The sequence below is a fragment of the Ensifer sesbaniae genome (assembly GCF_013283665.1).
Classification (GTDB): domain Bacteria; phylum Pseudomonadota; class Alphaproteobacteria; order Rhizobiales; family Rhizobiaceae; genus Ensifer; species Ensifer sesbaniae.
The window spans coordinates 2,038,791-2,053,882 of the sequence record NZ_JABEKU010000002.1 but is presented as its reverse complement, the minus strand read 5'-3'; the positions used below and the strand labels follow the sequence as shown (position 1 = coordinate 2,053,882).

Genomic DNA, 15,092 nt, shown 5'->3' with positions numbered 1-15,092 from the left:
TGAAAATCGGTTTTCGGCCCAGATCATGCGCAAAGGAAAGTAAGAACCATGGCAACACCTCTCGTTGTTTCCGAAGTCGCGAAAAGTTTCACCATGCACTTACGTGACGGCGTTCGTCGGCCCGTCGTCGCCAACGTCTCCTTCTCGGTCAAGGCGGGCGAGTGCGTCGTTCTCGGCGGCCCGTCCGGCGTCGGCAAGAGCTCGATCCTGAAAATGCTCTACGGCAATTACGGCGTCGATGAAGGCCAGATCCTGATGGATCACGACGGCAAGCTCGTAAACCTCGCAACGGCCGAACCGCGCACGGTGCTCGAAGTCCGGCGCACGACGCTCGGCTATGTCAGCCAGTTTCTGCGCGTCGTGCCGCGCGTCTCGGCGCTGGACATCGTGGCGGAACCGCTACAAGCCCGCGGCACGCCTCTCGAGGAAGCGCGCGCCCATGCGGCCGAGCTTCTGAGCAAGCTCAACCTGCCGCGCGAACTCTGGAGCCTACCGCCGGCCACCTTCTCCGGCGGCGAGCAGCAGCGCGTCAATATCGCCCGCGGCTTCATCACCGACCACAAGATCCTGCTGCTCGACGAGCCGACAGCTTCGCTCGACGCGAAGAACCGGGCGGTCGTGGTCGAGATGATCGCCGAGAAGAAGGCCAAGGGCACGGCGCTGATCGGTATTTTCCATGACGAGGAAGTGCGCGACGCCGTTGCCGACCGCATCCTGGACGTTTCGCTGTTTTCGCCACGAAAGGCCGCCGCATGAGCCCGAAGCTTGGGCTCGAACCCTTCATCCATCCGACGGCGAGCGTCAACAATTCGACGCTCGGCCGCTACACCGAGGTGCAGGAGCGTTCCCGACTCGACGAGGTCGAGTTCGGCGATTACTCCTACATCATGCAGGACGGCTCGATCTGGTGCGCGACGATCGGCAAATTCGTCAACATCGCAGCCGCCGTCCGCATCAATGCCACCAATCACCCGACATGGCGAGCGACGCTGCACCACTTCACCTATCGCGCGCCGAACTATTGGGACGATACCGAACTCGACCACGACCTATTCGCCTGGCGCAGATCCAACCGAGTAACGATCGGTCATGACGTGTGGATCGGCCATGGCGCAACCATCTTGCCCGGCGTCACCGTCGGCAACGGCGCGGTCATCGGCGCCGGCGCTGTCGTCTCGAAGGATGTCGCGCCCTACACCATCGTCGGCGGCGTGCCGGCGAAGCTCATCCGCGCCCGCTTCAACGAGGGCATCGGCGAACGGTTGGACGCGCTTGCCTGGTGGGACTGGGACCACCAGCGCCTCCGCCGCGCTCTCGACGATTTCCGCGAGTTGACGGCTGAGGAGTTCCTGGTGCGGTATGCTTGAGCGGATGGCCAATCAGGCCGCCGAGCATAGGTTCGGCGCCCTTTCGGCCAGAGAGGACCAGCGATCTACGGCCCGTTCACCAACCTCAGGATGAGCTGGTGGATATTGCCGCCGTCCGTCAGTTCGACCTGATCGAAGTCGCGGCTGCGCTGGCGTTGGGCTTGCGAAAGCGCACCAAGGCGCGAGGTCATTTCGCCCCTGATCTTTCGGCACTTGGGATCGTCAGGGACAGTGAGCCCCAAGGTCGCGCCTTCTATCGCGTGTACCATCTCCTTGATGAAATCACCGTGCACGCGTTCGTGCTTGCGCACGCCATCGATGAAGATGTCCCAGTTCTCCCGCGTGCCCGCAGGCAGCGGCTTTGCCGGCTTTGGTAGCGTATAGGTGATGATCAGCTTCGGCTTGGCGGTGGTCAGCACGCAGGCGCCGGCCTGTTCCTCGTATTTCCGCGTCCAGGTCAGCTTGAAATTGGTATGGGCGATCGCCCTGCCGAGGCCGGCTTTCGGACCGCGCTCGCCGATCGAGGCGTAGAGTTCGGCGCCCGTCTGCCCCTCGATGCTATAGGGGGCTTCCTTCTCGACCGCCTGCCATTCGGCAGTGGCGGTCCGCGGCGCGGTCGCGAGGCAAATGGCAACGACGCCCAGGCAAAGGCTTTTGTTCAATCCGAACCCTCGACATTCGCTTTTACGGCGCAGAACGCCGGTCGGCCTTCCTTAAACGGGAATCGCCGGAGTTCAAATGAAAAGGCACCGCAGCTCGCTTCGAGTACGGTGCCCTTGTCGTTTTGTTCGGTCATGCCGGGCCCGTTGCGGGAGGAGTACAACTGGCCGACGATCCCGACCTTAGTTGACTGCCGTCAGCGTCATCGAGGTGCCGGTCGCGGCAAGGTTGAGGCCGATCTGCCCGGTCACGCTCACCGTCTGCAGATGGATCGAACCGGAGGTGCCGCCAACGAGGATGTTGGCACCGATGCCGGCGCCGACGGTCGCCTCAGCGGTTGCCCCCTGATAAAGACCACCGAGCGAGCCGCGGTGGTAGCCGGCGGTCGGAGCGAACACCGCCCAGATCAGGCGGCTTTGCGTCGTGAAGCCGACATCGACGCCCATCTTGCGGATGGCACCGGAGTAATGGTCGGACGCGTCGGCGCCCATCGTCGAACGGAAGACGCAATCCACTTCCTTGGCGGAACCCAGCACATAGCCGACGCCGCCGGCGATGTTGCAGTCGAGATAGCCGATCTTGACGCCGTTGCTGGTATCGGGCTCAGGCTCAGGTTGAACAGTCGCGAGATCGGCTGCGTTTGCGGCCATCGCGCCAGCGAGAACCAGAGACGCTGCGGATACCTTCACGGCAAAACTCTTTTTCATTCTTGTCTCCTTCTCGGAACGTCAGAAATGATTTGCAATGACCGGCGGCACACGAACTCGAGCACATAGCGCACGCTGCAGGAAATCGAAGCCGTAGCCCGGCTTCGGGCAATTCCGTGGCAGGCTGTCGTCGGCCGAGAAAATTGTTTGGGTTTCCCCAACAATGACCAGAGATTGTGTTAAAAAAGCCACGGCGCACCCGGCCCGGATTGTTTCCGCAAGAGTGGAGGACTGGGGGTGTCCAGAGATGAAGGTTCGACTCAAGAAAGGCGGCCATCACGCGCTGCAGATTGCGATCGGACGGCATTGCCGCCGCCCGATCCCGGCACTTAAAGCGTCAGGCCCTTGCGACTTGCGCCAGGAACCCGTCGGCAACACGCACCGTCAGCGCCAGCGACACGGCGCCCGCATCCGGATGGCCGATGCTTTTTTCGGCAAGTGGGCGTGCGCGGCCAAGCTTCGGCGTCAGGCCGGAGGTTGCCTCGGCCTCTTCGGTCGCTGCCCTTGCAGCAGCCTTCCACGCCTCGGTCAGACGCTTGCCACTGGCAAATTCACGCTCCAGGGTCTCGACAAACGGCACCAGCGCGTCGACGAGCGTCTTGTCGCCAACGCGCGCACGGCCGAGGCGGGTGACGCCATCGAGCGCACGGCGGGCGCCATCGACGATGGCGGCGTCCGAAGGCGCCGTCTCGTCGTCGAAGGCATTGCTCCACGAACGCAACAACAGACCCCAGATCGCGCCCGAGGTGCCCCCGGCGCGATCCGCCCAGGCATCACCCGCCACCGCCAGGACGCTTGCCGCTCCGGCGCCGGCCGCGACTGCCGTCTTTGCCGCCTCGGCGGCGGCGGCCGAACCACGGCGCATGCCCTGGCCATGGTCGCCATCGCCGGCGAAGGCGTCGATGCGGCCGAGTTCGTCTTCAGCCTGCTTCAACGCTTCGGCGATTTCATCAATCAGCCGGGCAATGCACTTGCCGCTTTCCCGGGATGCATCCGAGGCGGGTGCAAACGCAATCGCGCCGTCTTCGTCCTTGAGCTCATCGGTCGCGGGCTCGGCGGCGATGATCGTACCCTTGCGCAGCACCGGCGCATCGCAAGGAGCGCGCCAGTAGGTCTCAAGCTCGTCGTTCAGCCACATCAGCGTCAGCGAGCAGCCCTGCATGTCCAGGCTGGTGACGAACTCGCCGCATTCGGGATCGACGATTTCGAGGCCGGCCGCCTTCAGTTCCTTCTCGATCGCCACCCAGAGGACGAAGAGTTCTTCGTACTTCGTCGCACCGAGACCGTTCAGGAGCGGTGCGACCTTGCGGGCATCAGCCGGCCGCTCGGCCAAAAGCTTGCCGACGAGAAGCTTGGCGAATTCGCTCGCCGACACCATCTTTTCTTCGCTGATGCCCGGCTCGCCGTGTATGCCAAGGCCAAGCGCCATCTCGCCCTTCGCCACGGTGAAGAGCGGCGCCTTGGCGCCCGGAAGCGTGCAGCCGCCAAAGGCTACCCCGAAGGAAACGGTGCGGTCATTGGCAAGGCGGGTGATGCGCTCGACCTCGTCGAGGGCGAGGCCCGCTTCGGCGGCCGCGCCGGCGATCTTGAAGACGACGAGGTCACCGGCGATGCCGCGGCGCTTCTCGGGCGTTTCGGCGGATGCACTGGCGACGTCGTCCGTCACCGGCACGATGCGCACGTCGATGCCTTCGGCGCGCAGGCGTTCGGCTGCAACGCCGAAGTTCAGCACGTCGCCGGCATAGTTGCCGAAGCCGAGCAGGATACCACCGCCCTGATCGGCCTGGCGGCAGACACGGGCCACGGCCGCCGTCGAGGGCGAAGCGAAGACATCGCCGGCAACGGCCGCATCCGCCATGCCCGGACCGACATAGCCGGCAAAAGCGGGATAGTGCCCGGAGCCGCCGCCGATGACGACGGCGACCTTGCCCTTCGGCACCTTGGTCGAGCGAACGACGCCGCCCTTCACGAGACGGACGTTGCGCGCATAGATCGAACCGAAGCCGGCAAGCGCGGTCGTGGCGAACTCTTCCGGTGCGTCAAAGATGGTGGTCATCGCGTCTTCCCTTAGTCGCGAGGCAGAATGCGCCTCAGATAGTCCCGATTGGCCGCACTGACGGAGAGGCCGTCGCCGCCGTAGTGCTCGCAGAGGAACGGGCTGTTAAAGCCGTGGGCCAGCGCCATGCGGATGGCAGCACGGTAGTTGATCACACCGAACTCCAGCGGCGCCGGATGGGTGACGACCAGCCTCGATGTCTCGTCCTCGGTGCGGTAGTAGTTCTTGACGTGCCAGTATTTTGCGAATGGAGCGACCTTGGCCATCATCTGCTGCCAGTGCTCGACCGGGCGATGCAGACGCACGAGGTTGCCGAGGTCGGCGTTGATGCCGACATTGGCCATCCCGACATCGGTGATGAAGCGCACGGCACTGTCGGCCGAGCCGATATAGGTATCCTCGTACATCTCGAGCGCCAGCTCGATGCCGAGTTCCTCCGCATGGCGGCCGAGTTCACGAATGCGTTGAACCGCCTTCTGCCAGACGGCCGGGTCGTCGGGGTTCTTGACGCCATCGACCGTCCAGAACCAGAGCGCCTTCTTCTGTGCCTCGGTCAGCGGGCCGAAAAGGCCAAAGGATACGGAGCCCGCACCGATCGCCGCCGCGGTTTCGATGACGCGATGACTGTAGGCGAGATATTCGTCGCCATGCTCGGGGTCGATCACGCTGCGCCGCGAGGTCGAGATAGCCGGCATGATAAGGCCGAGGTCGCGGGCGAGGTTGACGAAGCTGTCGAGCCGCTCTGGCGAGAGATCGGCTAGGCGGATCCAGCTATCGGTCGGGTCGAGTTCGGTGAAGCCGGCGTCGACCACGTCGGCCAAGGTTTCGGCCCATTGCTCGACCGATTGCTCCTGCGCCGAACTGCCGTCGGCGAGCACGTTCGGATACTGGATCATCGCGGCCGCGATCGGCCAGGTTTTACGGGTCCATTTGCGCGCGTCCGGCATGGCTCTCCTCACGGTTAATTGGACTTTCTGGGACAGGGCGGCTCTGTCAAGCCGCCGCGCTGCCGTCACTATGCGAGGCCTCGGCATCTGCCTTGCGCTTACGCGCCAGGCAGATCAGTCCGAAGACGAGCGGCGACAGCAAGAGCGCAACGCCGAGCGCCATCAGAGAGGAGACCAGCGGGTTCGACCAGAAGATGTTCAGGCTGCCGCCGGAGAGCAGCATCGACTGGCGGAAGGCGTCTTCCGCCTTGTCGCCGAGCACCATGGCGAGAACCAGCGGCGCCAGCGGGTACTCGAGCTTCTTGAACACGTAGCCGAGCACGCCGAAGCCGATGACGAGGAAGATATCGGAAACCGAGTTTGCCACCTGGTAGGCGCCGGAGAAGATCACCGCGACGATAACCGGGCCGATGATCGCGAAGGGCACGCGCAGGATCGAGGCGTAGAGCGGCACGGTGGCAATCACCAGGAACACCGCAACGACGTTGCCGAGATACATCGAGGCAATCAGGCCCCAGACGAAATCCGGCCGCTCGGTAAAGAGCATCGGACCCGGGGTCAGACCCCAGATCATCAGGCCACCCATCATCACCGCAGCCGTCGCCGAACCCGGGACGCCGAGCGCCAGCATCGGCAGCAGCGCCGAGGTACCGGCGGAATGATCGGCGGTTTCCGGGGCCACGACGCCACGCGGATCGCCCTTGCCGAACTTCGACTTGTCGCGCGCCGAGCGGCGGGCAACGCCGTAGCTCATGAAGGAGGCGGCCGTCGGGCCGGCGGGCGTGATGCCCATCCATATGCCGATGATCGTCGAACGCAGGATCGTAAACCAGTAGCGCGGGATCTCGACCAGCGTGCGGCCGATCTCGACGAGCTTGACGCGCGCCTTGATACCCTCGAAGCGCAGTCCCTCCTCGGTCGTCAGCAAAAGCTCGCCGATACCGAAGAGGCCCATGACGGCGATCAGGAAGCTGACGCCCTTGATCAGGGTCGGGATGTCGAAGGTCAGCCTGAGATCGCCGGAAATCGTGTCCATGCCGACGGAAGCAAGCGCAAAGCCGAGCATCATCGAGACGAGCGTCTTGAAGGGCGATTGCGCGCCCATGGAGATGAAGCTTGCGAAGGCGAGGAAATAGACGGCGAAATATTCGGGCGACGAGAAGCGCAACGCAAAGTTTGCGACCCAGCCGGAGAGCAGCGTGATCATGACGACGCCGGCGAGCGCGCCGATACCGGCGGATACGAAGGCAAGCGTCAGAGCCCGGCTCGCTTGACCGGCTTTCGCCATCGGATAACCATCGAAGGTCGTCGCTACCGACGAGGGCTCACCAGGAATGTTGAAGAGGATCGACGTGGTCGATCCGCCAAAGAGTGCGCCCCAATACATGCAGGAGAGCAGGATGATGGCGGAGATCGGGTCCATCGAGAAGGTCAGCGGCAGCAACAGCGACACGCCGTTCGGCGCGCCGAGTCCCGGCAGTACGCCGACCAGAATGCCGAGCGTGACGCCGACCATCATCAGCAGGATGTGGTTCCAGCTGAGGATGTGGCCGAAGCCATCGATCAGAAGACCGATATTTTCCATGTCATTCCTCCCGGGGCTTAAAGCGCGATCTTTCAGATTTGCTCTTTGCGCTTTAAGTCTTTGATTTTCTGCATGTCGTTTTCGCAAAACCGCTGTGCACTTTTGCTCGACATGCCTTAGGCGTCGGGATCAGTAGATCCCGAACCAGGCCTCGACCGGTCCCTTGAGCAGCGGAACCTTGAAGCCGATCTCGAATACGACGAAGAAGAACAGTGAAACGGCGACGCCTGAAGGCAACGCGATCCACCATTTGTAACGCCCCTGGAAGAGCATCGTGCCGGCGATGTAGAGCGCCGTGCCGAGATAGAGGCCGAGCCAGGCGGAAACGCCGGCAAAGGCAATCAGCGGCAACAGGAACGACGCGACCACCTTGGCGCGCTGACCCTCGATGAAGATCTCGCCCGTGCCGCGATGCTTGAAGAAAGCGTGGATGCCGTTGGCGACGCTTCCGAGAAGGATCAGCAGGCCGACATAGAAGGGGAAATAACCGGCTTCCGGCCCGAATTCGGTCCATCCCGCACCGACATCGAGGGATCCGTAGCAGACCGCCGCGCCAAAGGCGCCGGTCAGCGCAGCAACGCCAAGCTCAACCGCGAAGCGGGAGACCCCATTCGCACCGTTCTCGCTCATGATCGTGACCTTTCAAAGCGGATGACGGGCGCCTCCGCATGTTTCCTGAATCGAGATCGATCTAAGGAATTATGCTGCAATTTTAAGTGCTACAGCGTCCATGGCGCGTCAGGCGTAACGCGCGGCGCTGCAGAGGCACCCGTCCCGATATCGCGCCTGTTAGTTGGCGAGCCAACCTTCGCGCTTCAGCACTTCGCCGACAGCCGCGCCATCCATCTCGATGGCGGCCTTGAAGTCGTCGCCGGCAATATAGGACGGTGACTGCGAGGTGTCGGCGAGGTACTTCGCCCATTCCGGCGTTTCCGAGACCTTGCGCATCAGGTCGGCGTAGAACTTGACCACATCCTGGTCAACGCCGGCCGGCAGCCAGACGGTGCGCGGCATGGAGTAGTTGTCGATGGCGATGCCCGATTCCTTGCAGGTCGGGATATCGCTCCAAGCCTTGTCGCCGGCGACCTTGGCGTCGTTCGAAAGCTTGACGCTCTTGAAGACGCAGAGCGGCTTGACCATGCCGGCTTGCCACTGGCCGAGGTTCTCGCTCGGATTGTTGACGTTGGCGTCGAGGTGCTCGCCGGCGAGTTGGACAGCCGCTTCTCCGCCGCTCTTGAACGGGATGTAGTTGATCGCAGCACCAGTCGCCTCGTTGATCATCGAGGTCAGGATCTGGTCGACGTCCTTCGACTGGCTGCCGCCAATCTTCAGGTCGCCTTCTTTCGCCTTCGCCGCAAAGTCGGCAGCGGTGTTGTAGGAGGCCTTGCCGTTCACCCAGAGAACGAACTCGTCGGAAGCAAGCGCCGCCACCGGCGTCAGGTCTTCGGTCTTGTAGGGAACCTTGGCGCGAACCGGCAGCAGGTAGGCGTTGTTGGTGCCGAATGCCAGCTTGTAGGCGTCGCCCTTGTTGGTCGCGGTATAGACGAAGCCTTCGGCGCCGCCGGCGCTGCCCTTGTTGGTGACGACCACCGGCGCCTTCATCAGCTCGTACTTGCCGATGATCGCCTGGATCGTGCGGGCGAAGATGTCGGTGCCGCCGCCCGGACCGGCGGTAACGACGAATTCAACCGGGCGATCGGGCTCGAAAGCGGCGGCCGGAGCGGCAAGGCCGAAGGCGGCTGCGATGATGCATGCGATGGAAACGGATTTCTTCATGTCTAGTCCTCCCGTTATTTGAGTTGCGGCGCAAGACCTCCTCCTGCGCCGTTATTGCCTGAAAGCGCGCGAAATCAGGCAGCGACTTCAAGCGCCGCCTTTTTCTTCGCCATGCGCACCGCAAGCAGCAACGCTTCGCGGCTGGCGCCGACATCGGCAATGCCCCTGCCGGCGATGTCGTAGGCTGTGCCATGGGCCGGCGTGCAGAGCGGGAACGGCAGGCCGCCCATCATGGTCACACCCTTGTCGAAGCCCATCAGCTTCATCGCGATCTGGCCCTGGTCGTGATACATGGTGAGGACGGCGTTGTAGCCCTCCTTCAGCGCCCGACCGAAAACGGTATCCGCCGGGAACGGACCCTCGACGTTGAAGCCGAGCGACTTCGCCATCTCGACCGCGGGCTCGATGATGTCGATTTCTTCCATGCCGAAGCTGCCGCCGTCGCCGGCATGCGGGTTGAGACCCGCGACGGCAATCCTTGCTTCGTCGTAACCCGCCTCCTTGAGGCAGGCCTGGGTCAGCTCGAGTTCGGCGATGATGCCATCGACCGAGAGATTGTCGGCCACGTCCTTGAGCGGGATGTGCGAGGTGACGCGGGCGTTCCAGACCTTTTCTAGGACGTTGAACTCGCGAACCTTGCCGGTGAAGCCGAGAACATCGGCAACGAAGCGGATTTCGTCGTCATAGCCCGGATAGGCGAAGCGCATGGCCTTCTTGTTAAAGGGCGTGAAGCAGACGGCATCGGCCTTTCCCGCATGCGCCAGCTCAAGCGCCGTGCGGAAGTTGCGTGTCGCAAAGGTGCCGCCAGCAAGCGTCGCCTCGCCGCGAACGACGTCGGAAGGATCGAGATGAGCGAGATCGACGAAAAAGTGACGCGACGTTCCGGCCTTGTTGAGATCTGCGAGCGTCGACGACTCGAGGTCGAGCGTCACGCCGGCAGCCTTGGCACCTTCATCCAAAATCCGGCGATCGCCGATGGCGATGATGTGCGCGGCTTCGCGGATGTCCGCAAGCGTCAGCAGCTTTGCGGTCAGTTCCGGGCTGATGCCCGCCGGATCGCCCATGGCGAGCGCAATGACAGGACGCGCGCCGTTACCGGCAGCACCGTTGGTCGTCATGTGAGATGTCCTCCGCTTCATTCTTCGGCTGCCGTCATACGTTATTCAAAATTCTGCATCAAGTGTTTTGTATTCTGTATGCAGCATTTTTTGTTGACGATAGAGGAGCCGGTCTCCATGCTTTGATGCGACAGCGCTGATTCAATCGGCGCGAACGGGAACAGGCGGCCGACGCCCAGCCGCCAGACGCAGAAGCAAGACCATGAACGAAATCACATCTCTTGAGAGACGGCCGGATGGCGGCCCAGGCCCGATCCGACGCACGGCCCTGCACGACACGCTGGTCAGCCACCTGCGCGACATGATCATCGAGGGCGACCTATCGCCCGGTACCCGCCTGCACGAAGGCCAACTCGGCGAGCAGCTCGGGGTGTCCCGCACGCCGCTGCGCGAAGCCATCAAATATCTCGCCAGCGAGGGTCTGGTGGAGCTCGTTCCGAGCCGCGGCGCCGTCGTCAAGCGCTTCAGCGCCAAGGACGTGCACGATATGCTGACGGTGCTACAGACGCTGGAGGAGCTTGCCGGCAAGCTCGCCTGCGAGGCTGCGAGCGATGCCGGTATTGCCGAAGTGCGCGCGCTCCATGACGAGATGGTCCGGCGCTACAAGGCCGGCGACCGGCTGCAATATTACAAGCTCAACCAACAGATCCATTCGGCCATCGTCCAGCTCGCGGCAAACGCCGCGCTGGCGGACATGCATGGGGTGCTGCAGACGCGGCTCAAACGCATCCGCTTCATCGGCCACGAGGGGCCCGAGAAGTGGGCGGCAGCCGTCGCCGAGCATGAGGAAATGATCGCGGCGCTCGAAGCCCGCGACAAGGCAAAGCTCTCCGAGGTCCTCGGTCGCCACCTGATGAACGCCTGGGAGCGCGTGCGCGACGCGGTGTAAGCATCGCGGCAGACCCGGCGCAAGCGAGCCCTCTGCGGGGCTCGTCCAGTTCACGCGCCCTCCATCAAAACTTCGAGTAGGCGTTCGTAACGGCCTTCGTGTTTCGCCTACGCGAAGGTTTTATTTTAGACGAGTTCGCAGCGCTACCTGGGTAGTCGTCGACGAAGCTGCGCACGGCGCTGGTTTGCAACTCCCCCGAACGTTACGCGCCGCACGGCACAACCTGTTTCCGGAATAAGACACACAGCTTGGAAAACAACTTCGAATATTCGAACGCTCTTGACTTTGACTCACTCGAAATTCACTGAATCCACGGTGGAGTGGAGACGGGAATTGAGATGGGGCGGCAAAGACTTGGGGTACTGCCTGCGATAGCAGCGATACTCTGTCCAAGCTTAGTATTCGCGGAACCGGTTAAGCGAACGCCGCCCGTCGCCGGGTCGGTAATCGCGCGCAAATCCGGCGAGGAAGTTCGTTTCGTCGATGTCTCGAACTGGCGCTTCGTCGACCTCGCGCAGGATCTGCTGTCTGGCGACGTCCTGCGCACCAATGCAACCGGGGCGCTCGCGGTTCTCTTCTCCGACCACACGCAAATCCGGCTCGGCCGCAATACGGCGCTGCGCGTCAAGCGCATGGGAGCCGGCGGCGACACGAGCCTCGAACTGCAGTCCGGCACGATCTGGGCGCGCGCCGAACGCGGCGGCCAGGGTCTCCAAATCGACACGCCTGCGGCAACGGCGGCCATTCGCGGCACGGACTGGACGTTGACCGTCGCTGGTGACACGACCTCACTGACCGTTCTCGAAGGCGTCGTGGAACTTAAGAACGCCTATGGTAGCGTGACGGTAAAGCAGGGCGAAGGTGCCGTGGCCGCGATTGGCAAGGCGCCAACCAAAATCGTGATCGTCACGCCGAAAGACCGCGAGCAGATGCTGTTCCATCTGTCGCTCCGTGATGCATTCGCCTTGATGCCGCCGACGCCGCTCAAGGTGCGTGACATGCGCCGCGAGCGCGAGCGGATCGAAGCGCAGCCTGAATCATCTCGCTCGGCCGAAGACTGGCTGACGATCGCCGAAATCTACCTGCGGTTCGACGGACGGACGAAGGCGTCAGCGGCACTGGAACGGGCCCGGCGGCTCGGTCTCAATCGATCGCAAAACGCACGCGCAGACCTCATCGAAGCACTCATTGCCGGTTCCGAGAACCGATATAGCGATGCGGCGCGGCTCTTTGAAAAGGCGGCCCCTGGGCTCGATGCCAAGCGCCGCTCAGTCGCCGCTTACGGCGGCTATTTTGCCCGCGCCCTGGCAGATCCGGATCGTATCGAGGAACCGCCGTCTCAGGCAGCGGGGGCCTATGGGGCTTTTGCCGCCGCCTGGACCGCGGGGTTCCGCACCGACATTCGCGCGGCGATTGAAACGATCAAGAAAGCGGAACGGCAATATCCGGATGACCCGTTCCTTCCGGCGGCGCGCGCGCAATTTGCCATGTTGCTTGACGATCGCGACGAAATCCGCGACGGCATCGAAAGGGCTCTTGCGAACGATCCCGACGATCCAACCGCGCTTGAGTCTCGTGCCAAGTATCGTTTGCTCATTGAAAATGATCGGCGCGGTGCGCTGGCGGATCTTGAGCGCGCTGTCGAAATCACGCCGGGCGACCCATCCATCTGGAACTGGATAGGCCTGGCGAAGAGCGATCGGGGCGACAATCGCGGCGCCGAAAGAGCGTTCAAGAAGGCAATCGAACTTGATCCGGCAGATCCGCTCTACCACGCCAATCTCTCGATCCTCTACCTCGACGAAAACCGGATGACGGAGGCGAAGGCTGAGATCGACGCCGCGCTCGCCGCCGACCCGTCCTTTGACATCACCCTGGTCGCCCGCGGGCGCTACCACATGCAGACCGGCGAACTGGACAAGGCCCTGAACGACCTGCTCGCCGGCTCGACCGCCAATCCCGCCTATTCCAATGCCCAATTGCTGCTGGCAGGCGCCTACTACGAAAAAGGCGACCGCATCCCCGCCGCGCAAGCACTCGACAATGCCGATCGCCTCGATCAGAACGATCCGGTCATCATGCAGATGCGAACCGCCATTGCGATCGACGAATACGATTCCGATGCTGCAATCCGCTATGCGCAGGAACTGATGCGGCGAACCCGGGCGCGCGGTGGCGAAAGTGCGCCGCTTGGCGCCAATCAGGACGCCGGCTCGACGCTCAATGATGCCTTCCGCCTTCAGGGGCTGAATGCCTGGGGCCAATACTACGGCGATGTGGTCTTCGATCCATTCACGGGATCGAGCTATGTCGACCAGGCGGTGCGCGGCAGCGTCAATCCGCTGTTCAATGACTACGATTTCGACGGCAGCCCGGTCGTCAACACCGCCAACCCGCAAAGCTTCTCCGCCTTCTTTCAAGGCTTGCTGATCGAACCCCATATGCTGGCGAGCCGCGAGCGCACTGCGAACATCGTCCAGCGACCGTTCTTCGAGGCAGCCCTCGGCGGCGGCATCATCGCCGACGACGATCACACGGGCTGGATCGGCGAAGCGGAGGTGCGCGGGCTCACCTTCTCGCCGTTCCCGATCAGCGTCTTTGGCAACCTCCATTGGGAGGAGCCACGCGATACGGTGGACCTTGGTCAGGGCCTGGCGATCGAACGTGAGACGCGCCTGCTCGGCGGCAACGGCTACCTGACGGCATCGCCCACCCCCGACGACCGGATCATCGCCTATGCCAACTACGGCAAGTTCGATGATGACAAGAGCATCCTCGACTATCCGTCCACGGGTTTCGACAACTTCGCTGATGACAAGGCTGACCGACTTTTGTCCGGCGTCGCCTGGAGCCACACCTTCGGCTATCGCAACATCGCCAATGCGGCCTTTTTCTTTTCTGACCAGGATGTCGTGGAAAACGAGAAAGTCAGCGGCTCCCGCGTAAGCTTCCCGGACCCCGCGACGAGCCGCAGCGAGGACAAGCAGAAAACATATATTGCTGCCATCAATCACCTCTATGGTGATGGTGATTTCACTTGGCGGTACGGGATCGAAGGCGGGGTCGTTCGCTCCAACAGTTCGTTCGACATCTTCGATCCGTTTGCGATGAGGGTCGGCAGCAACAACACCCCCTTCATCGGGTCCGGCTCGACATCTGTGACGCAGACTGTCGCGAAGGCCTATCTCGACACGATCTACGAAATCACGCCGGACCTGAAGGCGGAAGGCGCGCTGTTCGCCCGTTACATCGAAGACGCCAACGACAATGACGTGCGCCTGGAGCCGAAACTCGGCATCGCCTGGGCGCCGGCAGAAGGCCATTGGCTGCGGGCGGCCGCGATGCGCGACGGCTTGAATTTCGATGTCCCTACCCTTGCCCCGATCGGCGTCGTCGCCCTGCAGCCAAACCAGCTTCGCTTCGGCGCGGAAGGCTACACCGACACACTGGCATTCCGCTGGGACGCGGAATGGAACAACTGGCTGTTCACGGCGCTCGATTATCAGCATCAGGAAGTGCGCGAGCTCTCACTCAATGTCCCGCTCTCCACAATCGACTTGGACTACGCCAAGGTCGAGCTCGATCGGGTGGCTGCAACGGCAAACTTTGCGATCGGCCACGGCTTCGGTCTTTCCTTGACGGCTGCCCATACGGAGGCCGACGTCAAGGAGCACACCGCCAACCAGTTGGACGAACTTCTCTTCGTGCCGGAAAACACCGGCCAGGTGGCACTGACCTGGGTCAACACCGCCAACGTCAAAGCGACAATCGCTGCAAACTACATCGGCTCGCGGCCGGCAGGCGGGACGACGCTCGACGACTTCTGGACGCTCGACGCATCGCTGCAATGGGAACCATTTGACAAGCAGATCGAAGTCGACCTCGCGGCCTTCAATCTGCTTGACGAAGACTTCGAGCTCAGAAGCGGCATTCCCGGCTGGGGGCCGACGTTCAAGGGCACGGTCAAGGTGCGGTTCTGATCAAGGA

The 15,092-nt window shown here is 62.8% G+C and carries 12 protein-coding genes; 4 read left to right on the top strand and 8 right to left on the bottom strand.

Annotated elements, in window-relative coordinates:
• Nucleotides 1-48: 48 nt before the first annotated feature.
• Together phnL and BHMPCIPO_RS27300 are read left to right on the top strand one after the other, a co-directional pair.
• Complete coding sequence (gene phnL, locus BHMPCIPO_RS27305; protein WP_173519857.1) at nucleotides 49-756, top strand: phosphonate C-P lyase system protein PhnL; 708 nt, start codon at nucleotides 49-51, stop codon at nucleotides 754-756.
• Nucleotides 753-1,367: a DapH/DapD/GlmU-related protein gene (locus BHMPCIPO_RS27300; RefSeq protein WP_173519856.1), complete on the top strand. Its 615-nt coding sequence runs from the start codon at nucleotides 753-755 to the stop codon at nucleotides 1,365-1,367. The genes phnL and BHMPCIPO_RS27300 overlap by 4 nt, the downstream gene beginning before the upstream one ends.
• Nucleotides 1,368-1,432: 65 nt before the next feature.
• Here the strand turns inward: BHMPCIPO_RS27300 and BHMPCIPO_RS27295 are convergent, their stop codons facing one another.
• The 8 genes from BHMPCIPO_RS27295 to BHMPCIPO_RS27260 all read right to left on the bottom strand — a co-directional run bounded on the left by BHMPCIPO_RS27295 (nucleotide 1,433) and on the right by BHMPCIPO_RS27260 (nucleotide 10,216).
• Nucleotides 1,433-2,029: a DUF922 domain-containing Zn-dependent protease gene (locus BHMPCIPO_RS27295; RefSeq protein ID WP_173519855.1), complete on the bottom strand. Its 597-nt coding sequence runs from the start codon at nucleotides 2,027-2,029 to the stop codon at nucleotides 1,433-1,435.
• A 180-nt stretch (nucleotides 2,030-2,209) separates the two neighbouring features.
• Nucleotides 2,210-2,734, bottom strand: coding sequence for a DUF992 domain-containing protein (locus BHMPCIPO_RS27290; protein ID WP_173519854.1), 525 nt, complete (start codon nucleotides 2,732-2,734; stop codon nucleotides 2,210-2,212).
• Between the two features lie 337 nt (nucleotides 2,735-3,071).
• A complete protein-coding gene (locus BHMPCIPO_RS27285) occupies nucleotides 3,072-4,790 on the bottom strand; it encodes a dihydroxyacetone kinase family protein (protein ID WP_173519853.1) in 1,719 nt (572 codons plus the stop codon).
• Between the two features lie 11 nt (nucleotides 4,791-4,801).
• A complete protein-coding gene (locus tag BHMPCIPO_RS27280) occupies nucleotides 4,802-5,737 on the bottom strand; it encodes a sugar phosphate isomerase/epimerase family protein (protein ID WP_173519852.1) in 936 nt (311 codons plus the stop codon).
• 46 nt (nucleotides 5,738-5,783) lie between these two features.
• Nucleotides 5,784-7,322, bottom strand: coding sequence for a tripartite tricarboxylate transporter permease (locus BHMPCIPO_RS27275; RefSeq protein WP_173519851.1), 1,539 nt, complete (start codon nucleotides 7,320-7,322; stop codon nucleotides 5,784-5,786).
• A 129-nt stretch (nucleotides 7,323-7,451) separates the two neighbouring features.
• Nucleotides 7,452-7,952, bottom strand: a complete 501-nt coding sequence (locus tag BHMPCIPO_RS27270) for a tripartite tricarboxylate transporter TctB family protein (RefSeq protein WP_173519850.1) — start codon at nucleotides 7,950-7,952, stop codon at nucleotides 7,452-7,454.
• 159 nt (nucleotides 7,953-8,111) lie between these two features.
• On the bottom strand, nucleotides 8,112-9,098 hold the full coding sequence (locus BHMPCIPO_RS27265) for a tripartite tricarboxylate transporter substrate binding protein (RefSeq protein WP_173519849.1): 987 nt from the start codon (nucleotides 9,096-9,098) through the stop codon (nucleotides 8,112-8,114).
• Between the two features lie 74 nt (nucleotides 9,099-9,172).
• On the bottom strand, nucleotides 9,173-10,216 hold the full coding sequence (locus BHMPCIPO_RS27260; RefSeq protein ID WP_173519848.1) for a 4-hydroxythreonine-4-phosphate dehydrogenase PdxA: 1,044 nt from the start codon (nucleotides 10,214-10,216) through the stop codon (nucleotides 9,173-9,175).
• 202 nt (nucleotides 10,217-10,418) lie between these two features.
• On the opposite strand from BHMPCIPO_RS27260, the gene BHMPCIPO_RS27255 reads away from it, so the two are divergent.
• Together BHMPCIPO_RS27255 and BHMPCIPO_RS27250 are read left to right on the top strand one after the other, a co-directional pair.
• Nucleotides 10,419-11,105 (top strand): GntR family transcriptional regulator, encoded by a 687-nt coding sequence (locus BHMPCIPO_RS27255; RefSeq protein WP_173519847.1) that lies wholly within the window; start codon nucleotides 10,419-10,421, stop codon nucleotides 11,103-11,105.
• Between the two features lie 338 nt (nucleotides 11,106-11,443).
• Entirely contained in the window at nucleotides 11,444-15,085 is a 3,642-nt protein-coding gene (locus BHMPCIPO_RS27250; RefSeq protein WP_173519846.1) for a FecR domain-containing protein, read from the top strand.
• Nucleotides 15,086-15,092: the final 7 nt, after the last annotated feature.

Bases quoted from the DNA above. Each gene is read 5' to 3' on its own strand.
- phnL (WP_173519857.1), top strand. From the start codon at position 49: ATGGCAACACCTCTCGTTGTTTCCGAAGTCGCGAAAAGTTTCACCATG.
- BHMPCIPO_RS27300 (WP_173519856.1), top strand. From the start codon at position 753: ATGAGCCCGAAGCTTGGGCTCGAACCCTTCATCCATCCGACGGCGAGC.
- BHMPCIPO_RS27290 (WP_173519854.1), bottom strand. From the start codon at position 2,734: ATGAAAAAGAGTTTTGCCGTGAAGGTATCCGCAGCGTCTCTGGTTCTC.
- BHMPCIPO_RS27285 (WP_173519853.1), bottom strand. From the start codon at position 4,790: ATGACCACCATCTTTGACGCACCGGAAGAGTTCGCCACGACCGCGCTT.
- BHMPCIPO_RS27280 (WP_173519852.1), bottom strand. From the start codon at position 5,737: ATGCCGGACGCGCGCAAATGGACCCGTAAAACCTGGCCGATCGCGGCC.
- BHMPCIPO_RS27275 (WP_173519851.1), bottom strand. From the start codon at position 7,322: ATGGAAAATATCGGTCTTCTGATCGATGGCTTCGGCCACATCCTCAGC.
- BHMPCIPO_RS27270 (WP_173519850.1), bottom strand. From the start codon at position 7,952: ATGAGCGAGAACGGTGCGAATGGGGTCTCCCGCTTCGCGGTTGAGCTT.
- BHMPCIPO_RS27265 (WP_173519849.1), bottom strand. From the start codon at position 9,098: ATGAAGAAATCCGTTTCCATCGCATGCATCATCGCAGCCGCCTTCGGC.
- BHMPCIPO_RS27260 (WP_173519848.1), bottom strand. From the start codon at position 10,216: ATGACGACCAACGGTGCTGCCGGTAACGGCGCGCGTCCTGTCATTGCG.
- BHMPCIPO_RS27255 (WP_173519847.1), top strand. From the start codon at position 10,419: ATGAACGAAATCACATCTCTTGAGAGACGGCCGGATGGCGGCCCAGGC.
- BHMPCIPO_RS27250 (WP_173519846.1), top strand. From the start codon at position 11,444: ATGGGGCGGCAAAGACTTGGGGTACTGCCTGCGATAGCAGCGATACTC.